This is a genomic window from Pseudohongiella spirulinae, from assembly GCF_001444425.1.
GTDB lineage: Bacteria > Pseudomonadota > Gammaproteobacteria > Pseudomonadales > Pseudohongiellaceae > Pseudohongiella > Pseudohongiella spirulinae.
This window is the reverse complement of the sequence record NZ_CP013189.1, coordinates 55,476-69,850: the sequence shown is the minus strand read 5'-3', so window position 1 is coordinate 69,850 and position 14,375 is coordinate 55,476. Positions and strand designations below refer to the sequence as shown.

At 53.2% G+C, this 14,375-nt stretch carries 15 protein-coding genes; 4 read left to right on the top strand and 11 right to left on the bottom strand.

The window, feature by feature from the left end; genetic code table 11:
- Positions 1-8 precede the first annotated feature (8 nt).
- Positions 9-1,313 (top strand): HlyD family type I secretion periplasmic adaptor subunit, encoded by a 1,305-nt coding sequence (locus tag PS2015_RS00330; RefSeq protein ID WP_058020299.1) that lies wholly within the window; start codon positions 9-11, stop codon positions 1,311-1,313.
- A complete protein-coding gene (locus PS2015_RS00325) occupies positions 1,313-2,719 on the top strand; it encodes a TolC family protein (RefSeq protein WP_058020298.1) in 1,407 nt (468 codons plus the stop codon). Before PS2015_RS00330 ends, PS2015_RS00325 begins: the two co-directional genes overlap by 1 nt.
- Positions 2,720-2,763: 44 nt before the next feature.
- Here PS2015_RS00325 and PS2015_RS00320 read toward each other — a convergent pair whose 3' ends face one another.
- From PS2015_RS00320 to PS2015_RS00280, 9 genes are read right to left on the bottom strand one after another with little or no spacing between them, the layout of a single operon-like run.
- Complete coding sequence (locus PS2015_RS00320) at positions 2,764-4,227, bottom strand: matrixin family metalloprotease (RefSeq protein WP_082627869.1); 1,464 nt, start codon at positions 4,225-4,227, stop codon at positions 2,764-2,766.
- Positions 4,224-4,862, bottom strand: a complete 639-nt coding sequence (locus PS2015_RS00315) for a hypothetical protein (protein ID WP_058020296.1) — start codon at positions 4,860-4,862, stop codon at positions 4,224-4,226. Before PS2015_RS00315 ends, PS2015_RS00320 begins: the two co-directional genes overlap by 4 nt.
- Positions 4,863-4,894: 32 nt before the next feature.
- Entirely contained in the window at positions 4,895-5,785 is an 891-nt protein-coding gene (gene rfbD, locus PS2015_RS00310) for a dTDP-4-dehydrorhamnose reductase (protein WP_058020295.1), read from the bottom strand.
- Complete coding sequence (gene rfbC / locus PS2015_RS00305) at positions 5,782-6,336, bottom strand: dTDP-4-dehydrorhamnose 3,5-epimerase (protein ID WP_058020294.1); 555 nt, start codon at positions 6,334-6,336, stop codon at positions 5,782-5,784. Before rfbC ends, rfbD begins: the two co-directional genes overlap by 4 nt.
- Before the next feature lie 9 nt (positions 6,337-6,345).
- Positions 6,346-7,245 (bottom strand): glucose-1-phosphate thymidylyltransferase RfbA, encoded by a 900-nt coding sequence (rfbA, locus tag PS2015_RS00300; RefSeq protein WP_058020293.1) that lies wholly within the window; start codon positions 7,243-7,245, stop codon positions 6,346-6,348.
- 20 nt (positions 7,246-7,265) lie between these two features.
- Positions 7,266-8,189, bottom strand: a complete 924-nt coding sequence (locus PS2015_RS00295) for an NAD-dependent epimerase/dehydratase family protein (RefSeq protein WP_058020292.1) — start codon at positions 8,187-8,189, stop codon at positions 7,266-7,268.
- Positions 8,186-9,040 carry a glycosyltransferase gene (locus PS2015_RS00290; RefSeq protein WP_169792248.1) on the bottom strand — a complete coding sequence of 285 codons (855 nt, stop codon included), beginning with the start codon at positions 9,038-9,040 and terminating at the stop codon, positions 8,186-8,188. The genes PS2015_RS00295 and PS2015_RS00290 overlap by 4 nt, the downstream gene beginning before the upstream one ends.
- On the bottom strand, positions 9,030-9,728 hold the full coding sequence (locus PS2015_RS00285) for a hypothetical protein (protein ID WP_058020290.1): 699 nt from the start codon (positions 9,726-9,728) through the stop codon (positions 9,030-9,032). Before PS2015_RS00285 ends, PS2015_RS00290 begins: the two co-directional genes overlap by 11 nt.
- A gap of 26 nt (positions 9,729-9,754) precedes the next feature.
- A complete protein-coding gene (locus tag PS2015_RS00280) occupies positions 9,755-10,594 on the bottom strand; it encodes a PIG-L deacetylase family protein (protein ID WP_082627866.1) in 840 nt (279 codons plus the stop codon).
- Between the two features lie 57 nt (positions 10,595-10,651).
- Here PS2015_RS00280 and PS2015_RS00275 point away from each other — a divergent pair, with 57 nt between their 5' ends.
- Entirely contained in the window at positions 10,652-11,455 is an 804-nt protein-coding gene (locus tag PS2015_RS00275; protein ID WP_058020288.1) for an ABC transporter permease, read from the top strand.
- Complete coding sequence (locus PS2015_RS00270; protein ID WP_058020287.1) at positions 11,455-12,660, top strand: ABC transporter ATP-binding protein; 1,206 nt, start codon at positions 11,455-11,457, stop codon at positions 12,658-12,660. Before PS2015_RS00275 ends, PS2015_RS00270 begins: the two co-directional genes overlap by 1 nt.
- On the opposite strand, the gene PS2015_RS00265 is transcribed toward PS2015_RS00270, so the two are convergent.
- Positions 12,643-13,731 (bottom strand): type II secretion system minor pseudopilin, encoded by a 1,089-nt coding sequence (locus PS2015_RS00265; RefSeq protein ID WP_058020286.1) that lies wholly within the window; start codon positions 13,729-13,731, stop codon positions 12,643-12,645. The genes PS2015_RS00270 and PS2015_RS00265 overlap by 18 nt on opposite strands.
- Complete coding sequence (locus tag PS2015_RS00260; protein ID WP_058020285.1) at positions 13,728-14,375, bottom strand: prepilin-type N-terminal cleavage/methylation domain-containing protein; 648 nt, start codon at positions 14,373-14,375, stop codon at positions 13,728-13,730. The genes PS2015_RS00265 and PS2015_RS00260 overlap by 4 nt, the downstream gene beginning before the upstream one ends.

Below are 14,375 nucleotides of genomic sequence, written 5' to 3'. Positions count from 1 at the left end.
AGGCTAAGATGAATAGCGAAGTAACAAACGTTGATGTCAGCACCAGCATGGAGGCTCCCCGCCGTATTGGCATGCTGATCTTTTTGCTGGTGTTCGGGGGTTTCGGTCTCTGGGCAGCACTGGCCCCGCTGGATGGTGCTGCACATGCGCCCGGCCAGGTTACAGTGCGCTCCAATAAACAGTTGGTGCAACATCTGGAGGGTGGCATCGTGCGGGATATTCTGGCCCGCAATGGTGATGCGGTAGATGCCGGCCAGGCTCTGCTTGTGCTGGATGACACGCAACCGCTGGCGCAGCTGGAAATAGTCAATGGCCAATTTACCGCTCTTAAAGCCGTAGAGGCACGCTTGATAGCTGAACGCGACGGACTGGATCGAATTCAGTTCCCGATGGAGATCACTGCACTCGACAGCAATGCACAGAGCGAAATGCTGTCTCAGACACAGATTTTCCACACTCGAAAAGAGTCTCTGGAAGGCAGCATCGAAGTTCTGGAGCAACGCATCGAACAGCTACAATCACGGCTCCAGGGATTACGCGCTCTGCAGGAAAGCAAACAGGAACTCGCTACGTCATTTCAGGAAGAACTTGATGACGTTCGCTCGTTGTTGACAGAAGGCTTTGCAGACAAGAATCGCTTGCGTGAACTGGAGCGCCAGGCTGCCCAGTTACGCGGTGAAGCCGCCGAACTGACATCCAGCATCTCGTCTACAGAAATTGAAATCGGCGAGACCCGACTGCAGATTCTTCAGCTACGTCGCGAGTTCCAGAATGAAGTTGCCAATCAATTAGCCGAGATACAGACTAACCTGAAAGACCATTCCGAACGGATGCGCGCACTTCGTGATGTAGTCAGTCGTACCACCATCCGGTCACCCGCCAGCGGCATAGTCAATGGCCTGCAGGTTCATACCATTGGTGGCGTCATTGCACCCGGCAACCCGATCGCTGAAGTCGTGCCTCAGTCAGATGAGTTAATCGTGGAGGCGCGTGTATCTCCAATTGATATTGACCGGGTCTCGGCCGGGCAGCAGGCAACTATCCGTTTCTCCAGCTTCAGCAGTGCCGTTCCCAACATCTTCGGTCAGGTCATCAACGTATCTGCCGACAGCTTTACTGACCAGGCAACTGGCGCACAGTATTACACAGCACGGGTCGAGGTTACTCCGGAAGGCCTGGAAAATCTGGGCGACCTGACTCTGTTGCCCGGAATGCCGGCTGAAGTCTTTATTGCTACCGGCTCGCGCACTTTCCTGCAGTACCTGATGAAACCGATTACCAATGCACTGGCTCGCAGCTTTATTGAAGACTGATGATCATGATTGTAGATTCCAGATTCTGTCGTCGGCAAAACATGGTACTACCCTTGATGGTAGCCCTGTTAACTGCAACTGTCAGCCTTCAGACGACCGCCCAGGCACCTGAAGATTCCAATACTGCGGCACCACTGACCGAGCGCCATGAGGGTATGGGTACGACTCTGGAAGACTTTTTCACAGCCTCGCTGGAATACAGTCCACGACTACAGATTGCGGAAGAGCGTGTGAATATCGGTAGCTCACGGCGTCAGGCTGCCAACGGGCAGCTGCTGCCTCAAGTCAGCGCAACTGCCAGCATTTCCGAGAACCGCCAGGAAACAAGTTTGATTGATCGCAGCTACCGCGGTGAACGTTACGCACTGCAGTTGCGCCAGGTACTGTTCGACTGGCGGGTATTCTCCCAGCGCAGTCAGGCCTACCTGGAAGAAAATCAGTTTGAGGCGGAGTACTACGCCGAACTGTCGGCTTTGCTCGCTGATGTCTCGGAGCGCTACTTTGACGTACTACAGGCTCAGGATGCACTGGAATCCAGCAATGCTGAACTTGAAGCGGTTCGCAACCAGCTGCAGCAGGTTCGCCGTATGCATGAGCTGCAGATGGTACAGGTGACTGATCTTTATGAGGCAGAAGCCCGGGTCTCAGCTATTGAAGCCGAACAGGTCTATCTGAGCAGTGAGCTGATGTTGGCCAAAGAGGCGCTGCGGGCCGCTACCGGCCTGGCAGTAGGTGATCTCTACACTCTGGGCGATACCGCAGATTTACCCAGAATCGACGGGACCGTGGAAGACTGGGTGCTGCGCGCGCGTGCCAACAGCCATATAATTCAGGCACGTCAGTATGCGGTGGAAGCCGCCGACAGTCGCGTATCTGAGCGGCGTGGCAATTACATGCCGCGCGTCAATCTGATTGCACAGCAGCAACGCTCCGATCTTGGTTTTGACAATGTACCCATTGATCGCACGGATACCGGATATCTGGGTCTGGACGTGTCAATCCCATTGTTTGCCGGCGGCAGCAACCGGGCCTCCGTGCGCGAAGCCGTCAGTCAGCAGAGTATTGCCCGTAATGAATTACGCCAGACTCAGCTGGATATCAGCGAACAGACCCGATTTGCTTTTCTGCGCCTGCAGGCCGCCGAGCGTCAGATTCGCGCCGCTGAATCACTGCTGGAGTCACGCCAGGTGTCAGCACGCGCCCGCCAGCGTGGGTTTGAATTAGGAACTGTGACGACAGTGGAAGTTCTGGATGCGGTGCGTGATCAGTTCATGGCGGAACGGGATCTGCAGCAGATCCGCTACGATTACATCAGACTTTCTCTGTTTCTGCGTCGAGACGCAGGTACGCTGACGGCCGATGATTTGCTGGATATCAGCAGTCGCTTGCAGGCGCCGGACCTCTGACTATTGAGCACCACACCTGCCGGATCTTGTCTCAATCATCACGTTTATTCGACGAGCAAATTAATCGGCTGGCTGTGGAAATACAGCTCGTCCGGTTGACTGTCGACACCATAGCCAATCAGAAAATTCACCTCTATAGTGTTGATACCAATATTCTGCGCCACCATCTGCTTCAGAATCTCGATATCCTCTGTCGCTGATAATGTGCGACGTTGGTAGATCGGCACCATTTGCACATCTGGCTGATATGCAACAAAATCGCCGCCGGGATGTTTGACCAGTATTTCACCCGTATCGGTGATTGCCGCGACGACGATATATCCGGTCTGCCCCTGGTGTTTCGGGTCTATGCTGATCTGACCTGACACATCAAAGGCTTCGGTTGCGGATACGCGGTTAATATATGTTAGACCGCCATCCCGCGTCACACCACCCCGGAAGGCTGCGTCAGCATGGCCACCCTGGAAACTTTCCAGGCCACGCAACTCGATCATCTGATCACTCTGAAATGCCATCGACAGCCGATAATTCCCGCTGTTGCTTTCACCACATGGCAAACTGGTCAGATTGCTGTAGGTATTAACCAGCACCACATAGTTTCCGGCGGCCAGGGTTCGGTTAATGCGGGGTCGACAATCGCCGGCCGTATTTTCATCAATACTCAAAAGTCCCAGGGCTGAATCAGCCAGAAGCAGCACACTATCCAGCCCGCCATCAGTGATCGTATCCAGCGTTACTGTCATTGGTTGATCCAGCTGTAGAGTGTAAACATCAACGAAGCTGTCATCACTGCCTCCCGACACCAATTGCTGGATTCTGCAATCGCCTTCGGTCAATGCGCCAAAGGTCCAGCCAAATTGAACAGGCTGGTTGTCACAGTTTTTCAGTCCGCCATACAATACATCAACGCCTTCGATATCGTCATCCTGGAGACGAAAAAGGTTTCCGATTCTTGAATTCATAATTGCGGGAACATCATCTTCGTGACCCAGTCCGAGGACATGACCAATTTCGTGCAAGGCAACTCGCCGAAAATCGAAAACCCCCGACCGTTGCGGGCCGTCGTAAACGTCAAACACCAGATTGGCGTTAAATATGATGTCAGCTTCAACCAGATCAGCCGATCCCAGGATATTGTTCTCAGTGAAGTAAACTGTTACGGCGATAGTCTGGTCATTAAACTCGCTGCCACAGATATTGCTTCTGAAATCGGCACCATTAACAAAGTCGGGGCTGCCACCAACACTGCCGTGACCGACACAGGGATCCCGATATTGCGGCACCAGATCGAATGTGAAAGCAGTATGGTCGGACCATTCATTGGCGGCGCCTGCAAATGCTTCAGCCCAGGGAACGCCAGCCGGCGAGGTGCCGGGAATGGCTGTGTGCAATGTTGTGCGAGCGCCGGGCCACTTTATTCCTCTTGCGTCAAAATCGTAGGCTATTGCTGCTGGCAAAACCAATAGCGCCAGCGTTGCCGCCAATAGACGTTTTAAATCGCACGTCACGGCAGCGGCTCCTCAATCTGCTGTTGATGGATCTGGCGGACGCGTGATTTGAACGCTGCTGGTGTCATAACGGCTTCCGGAACTCTCAACGCCTGGGCCTGAACCCCCCTGGCTGCTGCGCCCTCAGGCAATACAGTCATCGGTTGCATTGAGGTTGCGCCGATACCAGTCACTGCCCGACCTTGAGCCGTTGTGACACCAGCTACTCCTGACGAGTTCCGCTCAATGCGGTAGTGCCCCTGCGACCAGCCGACCAATGGATGAATCATGGACTCGCCAGGATTCCCAACAAAATATATACCGTTCTCACCCACTGCAGGCATCTGCATTTCTGCCACCCACATTTCCCGGTTACCGACCTTACCACCCAGATAGCTCAGCTCGATTGTGCTTTGCTCATAATCGCCTTTCACGACGTCGAGAATCTGGAAGGTTATAATGGTATGAATAGCACGTGGCCCGGTTTGACGCGACTCAACCGACATGACACGACCCTCAAAGACAAGTTGCGCTTTCTGGACCACGTCATCGAAATTCATCTGCATCACAGTGGTCGCAGACACTGGAAGTGCCGTCATTGTAATAATCAGACACATTATCAGTCGCAACCGGAGTTTCTCCACTGTCAGATTCATGCTTCGTTTCTCCGATTAACCGTCACGATAGATTATCTGCTCACCGCAGCCAGACGGTTTATCACCTCACGCAACTCATGCCGCCAATAAGCCGGCTGCACATTCAGCGTCTTGACGGTGTCTGTAGTATCCATAACGCTATAGGGTGGTCGCTTCGCCGGTGTCGGATAACCGCTGGTTGGTATCGGTACAATCGGTATAGCTTTGTCAAGCAGTCCGACTGCCAACGCCTCATCCTGAATGGCCATGGCAAAATCATACCAGCTGGCTACACCACTGTCCTGCCAATGCATAATGCCCAGTGGGCGCTTTTCCAGAGCCGCACCGATACAACGTGCCAGACCATGGGTAGAGCTGGGCGCACCGAGCTGGTCTGCCACTACTGTCAGACCGTCTTTCTCGATCATCAATTTCAGCATGGTCCTGACAAAATTCTTGCCAAACTCCGAGTATACCCATGAGGTGCGCAAGACCAGGCTGTGTTGCGGCGCGAGATAACGCACATGCAACTCCCCCTCAAGTTTGGTTCGCCCGTAAATGCTTAAGGGATCAGTCTGGTCGTCAGGCGTGTACGGTCGCCAGTTGCGGCCACTGAATACAAAATCGGTAGACACGTGCAGCAGCCAGGCATCATTTTCTGCAACCCAGCGTGCCAGATTTTTAGGACCTGTGGCATTCGCTGCCCGCGCCGCCAGGTCATCAGTCTCAGCTGCATCAACGGACGTATAAGCTGCCGCATTTACGATTGCCTGCGGCCGCATTTCGCTCAATCTGGCGCGAAGCACAGATTCATCACTGATATCCAGCTCTGCACGCGTCAATGCAATCAGCTCATATTGTTCAGTGGGCAGGACCTGCAGCAGTGTCTGACCCAACTGTCCACTGGCACCGGTGATAACAACACGCGTTCGGTGCCCGGTCATGATGTCTTATACCGGGGCGCGTTTGCGAAACTCAGTGCCGCTTTATCCTTTGCAGATAGTATCGGGCTTGCACCTTTTACCAGAGGCCAGTCAATACGCAGCACAGGGTCGTTCCACAACAGACTGTGCTCATCGTCAGGCGCATAATAGTCGGAACACTTATAAACCATTTCCGCGTTCTCGCTGGTCACGTAAAAGCCATGTGCAAATCCCGGGGGCACCCATAACTGATGTTTGTTCTCTGCTGAAAGCAGGGCACCAACAGCGTGTCCGAAAGTCGGCGAGTTCTCTCGCATATCCACTGCAACATCATAAATCTCACCGGTTGTCACCCGCACCAGTTTGCCCTGTGGCTGATTCAACTGATAATGCAGTCCGCGCAATATACCCTGTCCTGACTTACTGTGATTGTCTTGCACAAACTTTACACCCGGCAGTAATTCATCAAAAAATGACTGGCGAAATGTCTCCATAAAAAAACCGCGATGGTCGCCATGCACCTCTGGTTCCAACAATAAAACGTCAGGAATTGCTGTGGGAGTTACTTTCATTTTTAACGCTCAGTCACGAATAAGGTTTAACAGATATTGTCCATAACCACTTTTCTCAAGCGGTGCCGCAAGCGCGCGCAATTGATCAGCGCTGATGTAGCCATTGCTGTAGGCAATCTCTTCCGGGCAGGCAATTTTCAAGCCCTGCCGCTCTTCCAGCACCCGGATAAAATTGGCCGCATCCAGCAGGGACTGCACTGTGCCGGTATCCAACCAGGCAGTACCGCGATTGAATAGCTCCACCTGCAACTGTCCACGCTGCAGATAGGTTTTGTTGACGTCGGTAATTTCCAGCTCGCCTCGCGCAGAAGGCTTGATGGTTTTGGCGATATTCACCACATCATTGTCATACAGGTACAGACCGGTGACTGCATAATTAGACTTGGGTTTGGCCGGCTTCTCCTCAAGATCAATCGCCGTGTTGTTGTCATCAAGCGCTACGACACCGTAACGTTCCGGGTCCTGCACATAATAGGCAAACACGGTGGCGCCGGTTTTCTGCTGCACAGCGCGCTGCAGTTTTTCTTCCAGTGAATTGCCATAAAAAATATTGTCGCCCAGAATCAGACAGACACTGTCATCGCCAATAAATTGCTCACCAATCAGAAAAGCCTGTGCCAGACCATCCGGGCTGGGCTGTTCGGCATACTGCAGATTAATACCCCAGCGGCTGCCATCGCCCAGCAGGTGTTGATACAGGTGCAGATCGGCGGGGGTGGTGATAATCAATATGTCGCTAATCCCCGCCTGCATCAAGGTACAGAGCGGATAGTAAATCATGGGTTTGTCATACACTGGCATCAGCTGCTTACTGACAGAGATCGTCATGGGATGCAGGCGAGTGCCGGTGCCACCGGCCAGAATAATCCCTTTGGTCGTATGCAGAGCATCCTTGGCAGGCTGTGTCATATCGTCAGTCCTTTCTATGGTCAGGATTGTCCAGTGATCAATTCAGGCAAGACCTGATAAAGAGTAATTCGGGGATTATATCCCAGTTGACGCTGACTTTCTGTGTCATCCACGCAGTACGGCCGCGCCAGCGCCCGATAGGTTCGAAGACCGGGAGCATTATTCAAACGCATCAGTTTGCCGGCCAGTTCCATCAGTAGTGCTCCCGAGTAAAAGCAGGCTCGAGGCAGCGCCATGCGATAGGGTGCTTTTCCAGCTGCAATGCGGGTAGCCGACTCAATAGCCTTGAGGCTGTACTGCTCACCATCACTGAGCGCAAGTACGTGTGGCGAGGCAGCCTCTGATAACTGCAGTTTTTGGTTGGCAATTCGCAGACACGCACACAGGTCCTGAACACTGATCAGGGAGAACGACTGATTGAAATCGGGTAGTGGCGGCATAAAGCCCCTGGCTATAAGGCGCAGCAAGGTGGCCAGATTGCCTCTCATGCCGACACCGTAAACGCTGCACGGGCGGACAATGGTCACTGCAATCTGGCCTTGTCCGTGCGCCTTTTTCAATACCTGTTCTGCCTGAAACTTGGATGCGCCGTAAGCCGTGCGCGGCTTGTCATAATCCGGGTCGGCCAGAATACTACTGACATAGACCAGCCGCTTCACCCCTGCTGCAACGGCAGCGTCTAGCAGATTACAGGTGCCAGTGACATTCACAGCCTGCAAACAACGACGGTCTGCCTGATTGACATGGGCATAGGCAGCGAGGTGATAAATAACATCAATATCACGACAGGCCTCTTGCAGGGATTCCGGCTTAAGCAGATCGAAAGCCGGACGAGCCGGTGCGCGGATGGCAACACCACAGTCTTGAAGCTGCCGCACCAGTTCTGCACCGACAAACCCGCTACCGCCGGTAATCAGGGCTCGCTCGTAGCTTGCATCCATCATAGCCATCGCCACCCATGGGTATTGAAGAATCTCAGCGCCGAGCGGCTGAACATGGTTATATGACGCAAACCCTTTTTAGCACTATGGCCTCCCAGGTGAGTTATCCTCATCATCGGCAGATAGGTCAGGCTACCAAGCCGATGTGCGCGAAGAGACAAATCAAAATCTTCAAAGTACAGAAAATAGTTCGGATCAAAGCCCCGCAAGTCGCGCAGTGCGGAGAACCTGAACAGCATGAAGCAGCCGCTGATGACCGGAATATCATCACTGGGACGATCTGCGGGCAGATCGTTCATGTCGTAGTGCGCCAGCCGCCGGGCGAACAGTTTTTTTACGAAGCCCGGAGCAAAACCTCGCAACAGAAAATCCAGCACGCTCGGATAGCGTTTACAGGAAGACGCCCTGTTACCGCTGCCGTCAGTTATGGCCGGTGCAACTGCGACTGTGCGTTGTTGTGATGCCAACCACTGCAAGCCCGATGTCAAGGCATCCGGTGCCATGATGACGTCAGGATTCAGGATCAGGTAACAGCCCTGCACGCCATGCTCACTTTCTGCCCGTCCAATGGCCAGATTATGCCCCCGGCCATAACCAACATTTCCGTGACCGCTTATTATCTGGAGAGTCGTGCGATCGGATTGGAAGCAATCCCCCAGACTTTTCAGGGCGCTCCGGTTTGCGGCCTCCTCAGAATTGTCGATCAGATATAAATTCAATGTGCTCAACAGGCCCTGATTTGCTGCATGATCAGCCGTCGCCGCCAGGGATGCTAAAGCCTGCTGCAGAACCGGTTGATCCAGGTGATACACAACAATGGATACCGTAAGGGGAGGTGCTAACTTATTGATCACGAACGATTCGATCACCAAAGGGCGTGCGAACAAGGCGGGCGCCCGGTGGCACATCAGCCGGGTCTATCCGTCGTGGCCGGAAACGCTGGGCCTCAGCGCGAGCTGCAGCATCATCCTGCTCGCCACGTTCGCGCGCTGCGCGGAGGGCTGCCGCAAACGGGTTATCTGGCAACCGCTCTTCACTGGAGCCTGCCTGCTCATCCTGACCCTGAACCGCAGCCCCCGAGCTTGTTGATGGAGTCTGGCGTTGCGTGGGTGCCGCAGTTGTCAGCCGCAGCCGGGAAACGTCGCTGGCAGGGCAAGTGACACCAAGCTCTACGGATTCGGAGCAGAGGTTGTCGACTGGATGTTTGATGACTACCTGCCTGCCAGAAACCTCCTCGACAAAAAAGCCGGAATGACCCGGAATCTGTGAGCGGCCGTCCCCCTGCAGGGCTATCACCACTGATTCGCCGTTCTGCGATCTCAACCAGACCTTCTGCTGCCCGGCAATCCGGCTGGTTCCAATCAACGTGAACCTGGGGGCACCACCTGCCGTTGCAACTGTCGTCGGCCGGGAAATGGTCTCCTGAGCTCCTGACGGCTGATCCAGCGGCTCAAATAATTGCAAACTGACGCCTTGATCCTGCGCCAACGTTACTCCCGAAATCAGGGTGGCAACAATCAGCTGGCTCATTTTATTTATCATCTCGCGGCTCCTGGCAGTTCTTACCTCTATGACGCACGCTGACCGGGTTTAGTTTCCATCCCTTCAAAATAGCGTTCGAGGGCCGTCCTTGCTGCTGCGGGCAAATCCCGGGCCAGCGCTTCAACCGGATAATAATAAAATCCCTCGGCGTGGCTGACATGAGCTGGCAATGAAAAGGTGCGCGCCTTATTCAGGGCCAGAATCAACTCCGGGTAATTATTTTGACTGTTCTGACTGGCATATACATCCATTGCCTGACATTTTTGCTGGAGAACATTCGTGATGTCCAACAATCGGTTGACTGGGCTTTGAACACTGATTTCGTAAGACCAGGGCTGGGGCAGATCACCGTGCCAGGCTTGCTGATATATTCTTTGCAGCGCGGCCCACACCAGCACAGCCGTCGCGCGATGATCCGGGTGCAGTTCCAGCACGCTGGGGAAAAACACTGTACGCGCCTTGTATCGACTGATGACTGTTTCGATTTGCCCGATCAGCTGATCATCCAAAGCAAGTCCCCGATCTGCATTAGGCCATGTTTCTACAGAGCTTACCCCAAGCACTGCGCAAGCCGCGCGAACTTCCCGCTGTCGTTCAGCCACCAGGCTTTCTGCATCAGCTCCGGCGGAGCCTCCTAACGCGCCATCGGTCAGGACCACAACATGAATCTGTATTCCATTGTCGCTCGCAAGCCTCAATGCGCCGCCCATACCAAAAGTTTCATCATCTGCATGAGGAGCAAACACCACCCACGGTCCGGATGGAAGTTGACAAGATTCGTAGGGTACTAATGAGCCTTCGGGATTCATGGCCAAATTATAAGTTGTTACGAGGATCTTTTCAGCGATTTCTGGAGATTGGCTCATTTTCGTGGTTAAATCGGCGGCCTTTCTGATAACAAATTGATCATCGCCACATAATTTATGAAGTTTTCTCTAGTCAGCCAGTGGACCCTGTCTCCTGTTCGCCATTTCAGGCTGTTCAATCAATTTGTTCGCCAGGAATTCAGGGGGCAATTTGCCGGCTCGCTGGGCGGCTTCCTTTGGCTGTTTGTGACTCCCGTTGTCAACATCGCCATCTATTCGTTTGTATTCAGTGTGGTGTTCCGGGCACCGATACCAGACAACTTTGGCGACGTACCTTTTGTGATATTTCTGATGATAGGCTACCTGCCCTGGTTTGCCTTTGCCGATGCCATGGGTCGGGCAAGCGGTCTGCTGATTGAAAAGGCGCCTCTGATCACAAAGGTCATGTTCCCGGTCCAGTTGATTCCCATGGTCGGCACGATAGTGCCCTACATGGTGCACGGCATCGCTTTTTTCGTTTTTCTGATCTATTTGTCCATGCAGGGTTATCTGCAACTGGTCTGGTTGTGGCTACCCGTCGCGTTAGGCCTGCAATTTATGTTTACCATCGGCCTGGTGGCCGTGCTGTCAGCCTTTTGTGTATTCCTGCGAGATATTCAGCAAATCGTAACGCTGATGCTGACAGCGTGGTTTTTCCTGACCCCCATCATTTATCCTCTGTCGCTGCTGCCGGAGCATGTGCAGCCACTGATGATTCTTAACCCCATGCACAGCTTTGTGCAGTTCTACCGCGAAGTCATACTGCTCGGTGAATTTTCCATGCAGCACTTCCAGATTATGGTGATTGCCGCTGTGTTGAGCTATTTGCTGGGTGGCTGGTTATTTATGCGAATCAAACATGCTTTTGGTGATGTCCTGTAATGCACAGTATTTCCGTTGATAATCTGAACAAGGATTTTCGAATCTACGAACGACCCCAGGATCGATTGCTGGAACTGATTCTGCGCAAACCGCGCCATCGGGTTTTCCATGTGCTGCAGGACATTTCATTTAATGTGCTGGAAGGGCGAAGTCTGGGCATCATCGGTGACAACGGTGCCGGTAAATCAACCCTGATGAAGTGTCTGGTAGGTACGCTGCAGCCCAGCAGCGGCGCTATCGACATCCGCGGCCAGGTTGCTGCGCTGCTGGAACTGGGCGCCGGCTTCCACCCGGAATTCAGCGGGCGCCGCAATATCTATCTGAATGCCTCTCTGTTGGGTGTGCCTGACGACGATATCGAAAAGCTGGAGAACGACATTATCGAGTTCTCTGAGCTGCAGGACTTCATCGATCAACCTGTCAAAACCTATTCTTCTGGCATGTATGTGAGGCTGGCATTTTCGATTGCCACGATGGTACGCCCTGATGTGCTGGTGATTGATGAAGCATTGTCTGTGGGAGACATCGCCTTTCAAAAAAAGTGCGTACAGCGCATGAATGAGTTTCGCCAGCAACAAAAGACCATGGTGTTCTGCAGTCACTCCATGTATCACGTACAGGAGCTATGCGATACCGCGATCTGGCTGGAAAAAGGCCGTATCCGCGAAATAGGCAAGAGCGAAGATGTTGTCGCCAACTATGAAGACTATTGCAACAGCCGTCGTGTCTATACCAAGGGCGAGGAACACGCCAGGAGCCACGATACTGCAACGCCGGAGTCGGCCAAAGATTGCCGGATCATTCACACGCTGGTCAAGAATATGGACGGCGAGGTCATTGATACAGTGGCGCCCTTGCAAGATATTGTACTGGAGCTGAAGGCTGAAATTCTCAATGACAACGTGAACTGTTATTTCGGTTTTGCCCTGATGAAAGATCTGGAAGAGGTGCTGTCTTCCTATCTCGCAACCGACCGGCCAGATGTTGAAAGCGGCCCGTTCCGTAAAGGCGAAATAATCACCGTGCGTGTTACGCTTAGAAGCATGTGCATGCGAGTCGGGAGTTTTCATGTGTTAGGTGGTGTCGCCGACAGCAGCGGATTGCTGTGGTATGAAACTCGCTTGAGCAAGGAAGTGAAAATACAAGCCAACAAAGGTCTCGGTGCGTTTGTTATGAACGCAGACTGGTCAGTTATTCGCGATTGAAGATGTGCCTGTGGCCAAAGGGTCCTCCGCCCTGGCCGGCGCCACGTCTGGCAGCACAGCATAAGGATTGACTTTGAAAACTCGCGCCCGACTCTCTGCAGACACCACTTCCATCAATTGCATGTAGGCTCTGTTGTCCTGGACACGCTGCTCTGCTGATTCTTGATTATCGGTCCCGGCTTGCGAATCTTGCTCTTCCATAGCAGGATGGACATAGACAGAATAATACCGGGATGTGTTAAATCCCAACCAAGGTGACAGTTCTACCATTTTTTCCAATGGCACGATTTCGCCAATTTCACGTATCGTCCGAAAGTCCCTTTGCTCGCGGTAAGCAAAAATCTGCTCGACCAGCTCCTCGTCGACGCCAGGCAGTAGAAGTAATGCCTCCCGTGTAGCAAGATTGGGATTAACAGCTGCGGCACTGCCGTAAACGGTGAAGGCTGCGTCCAGGTTCACATCGGCAAAGAGTTCATCAAAGCCGCGAATCAGGCGAATCTCATCTACGGAATCGAGATCAGGCGTATTGCGTGGCGTGTAAGGCGGGTCCAATGACTGATAATAATCATCTTCTGCACCGCCCGGGGTTAACAGGCTGTTAAGGTCTGTCCAATCCGACCAGGCCGCCAGCAGCTCCTGAACCCGCCTGGGATCGAACGATGGTCCCAACTGCTTTTCGATAAGTAACTGTAACCTTTCGCGTGGAATGCGGTTCAGGTTAATTTTACCTGCATGATCAAAAACTCTGATTGTTATATTGTCATCAGAGGTATAATTCAATTGCAGTGATTGCCCATTAAACCGATACATGGGTATGCGAAACTCTCCCGTCTCAGTCAGCGTCATCTCCTGACCAACGGGCACCGGCATCCGCTCCATAATCAATTCCATCTCAGCGCGCGATAAGGCCCCCATTATGGCGGCCAGATCCTGGCTGCCTGTTTTGTGATGCATGGCGGTGGTAGCGGACAAGCGAATATTAGTAGCTAATACCGTCACTAGTACCGTTAACACCACGGCTGTCCACAGCACCATTATCAGCACGGCGCCACGCTGCCTGAGCGACCTCATCGAATCAGCTCCATATTGGGCCTGACCGTGCGGTGTTGCTGCACAGCCACGATAGCTACAATGTCGATTGGGTCTGTGTCATTGCGCGCTGTAGATTCCAGTTGAATATGCACCGCCAGCGGCAGCATATTGAAATCTGATCCCGGCCAGTCGTTACGCCAGACCCGGTTAAATTCCAGGTCTTCGTACAGATAGGTTACTCTCATTTGATAGCCCGGCAGCAACAGGCGCGCATCGGATTGCTGCAAACGATCCGCCGGGTTGTCAGTTAATGCCGGCACCAATTGCAAGAAGACGCCCTCACGCGGCTCCTGATACAAGCGCCACGCAGTCATGCCCGAGGTACGTTCTGGAGAAACGCTGGATACCCATGACAGCTCGCCCTGCTGCCCATCAAAATAAACACGACGCGCCAGAGTTTCAGTATCCCGATAACTGTGAGCAAAGGCACCGTGTAATGCCCGCTCGATCTGCAGGATTGCCACGGCTTGATCCAGATCACGCTCCAGTGCTTCAGCATTGTTATCCCAGTCATTAACAACACCATACACACCGGCTGTCAGCATCGATAGCAGCATGGCTGTCAACGCCAGGGCGATGAGGATTTCTAGCAGTGTGAAGCCTCGTTGTCTGACCATCTGCAT

What these genes read in the sequence shown, in the direction of transcription:
- PS2015_RS00330 (WP_058020299.1), top strand. Translation starts at nt 9, where the DNA reads ATGAATAGCGAAGTAACAAACGTTGATGTCAGCACCAGCATGGAGGCT.
- PS2015_RS00325 (WP_058020298.1), top strand. Translation starts at nt 1,313, where the DNA reads ATGATCATGATTGTAGATTCCAGATTCTGTCGTCGGCAAAACATGGTA.
- PS2015_RS00315 (WP_058020296.1), bottom strand. Translation starts at nt 4,862, where the DNA reads ATGAATCTGACAGTGGAGAAACTCCGGTTGCGACTGATAATGTGTCTG.
- rfbD (WP_058020295.1), bottom strand. Translation starts at nt 5,785, where the DNA reads ATGACCGGGCACCGAACGCGTGTTGTTATCACCGGTGCCAGTGGACAG.
- rfbC (WP_058020294.1), bottom strand. Translation starts at nt 6,336, where the DNA reads ATGAAAGTAACTCCCACAGCAATTCCTGACGTTTTATTGTTGGAACCA.
- rfbA (WP_058020293.1), bottom strand. Translation starts at nt 7,245, where the DNA reads ATGACACAGCCTGCCAAGGATGCTCTGCATACGACCAAAGGGATTATT.
- PS2015_RS00295 (WP_058020292.1), bottom strand. Translation starts at nt 8,189, where the DNA reads ATGATGGATGCAAGCTACGAGCGAGCCCTGATTACCGGCGGTAGCGGG.
- PS2015_RS00285 (WP_058020290.1), bottom strand. Translation starts at nt 9,728, where the DNA reads ATGATAAATAAAATGAGCCAGCTGATTGTTGCCACCCTGATTTCGGGA.
- PS2015_RS00280 (WP_082627866.1), bottom strand. Translation starts at nt 10,594, where the DNA reads ATGAGCCAATCTCCAGAAATCGCTGAAAAGATCCTCGTAACAACTTAT.
- PS2015_RS00275 (WP_058020288.1), top strand. Translation starts at nt 10,652, where the DNA reads ATGAAGTTTTCTCTAGTCAGCCAGTGGACCCTGTCTCCTGTTCGCCAT.
- PS2015_RS00270 (WP_058020287.1), top strand. Translation starts at nt 11,455, where the DNA reads ATGCACAGTATTTCCGTTGATAATCTGAACAAGGATTTTCGAATCTAC.
- PS2015_RS00265 (WP_058020286.1), bottom strand. Translation starts at nt 13,731, where the DNA reads ATGAGGTCGCTCAGGCAGCGTGGCGCCGTGCTGATAATGGTGCTGTGG.
- PS2015_RS00260 (WP_058020285.1), bottom strand. Translation starts at nt 14,375, where the DNA reads ATGCAGATGGTCAGACAACGAGGCTTCACACTGCTAGAAATCCTCATC.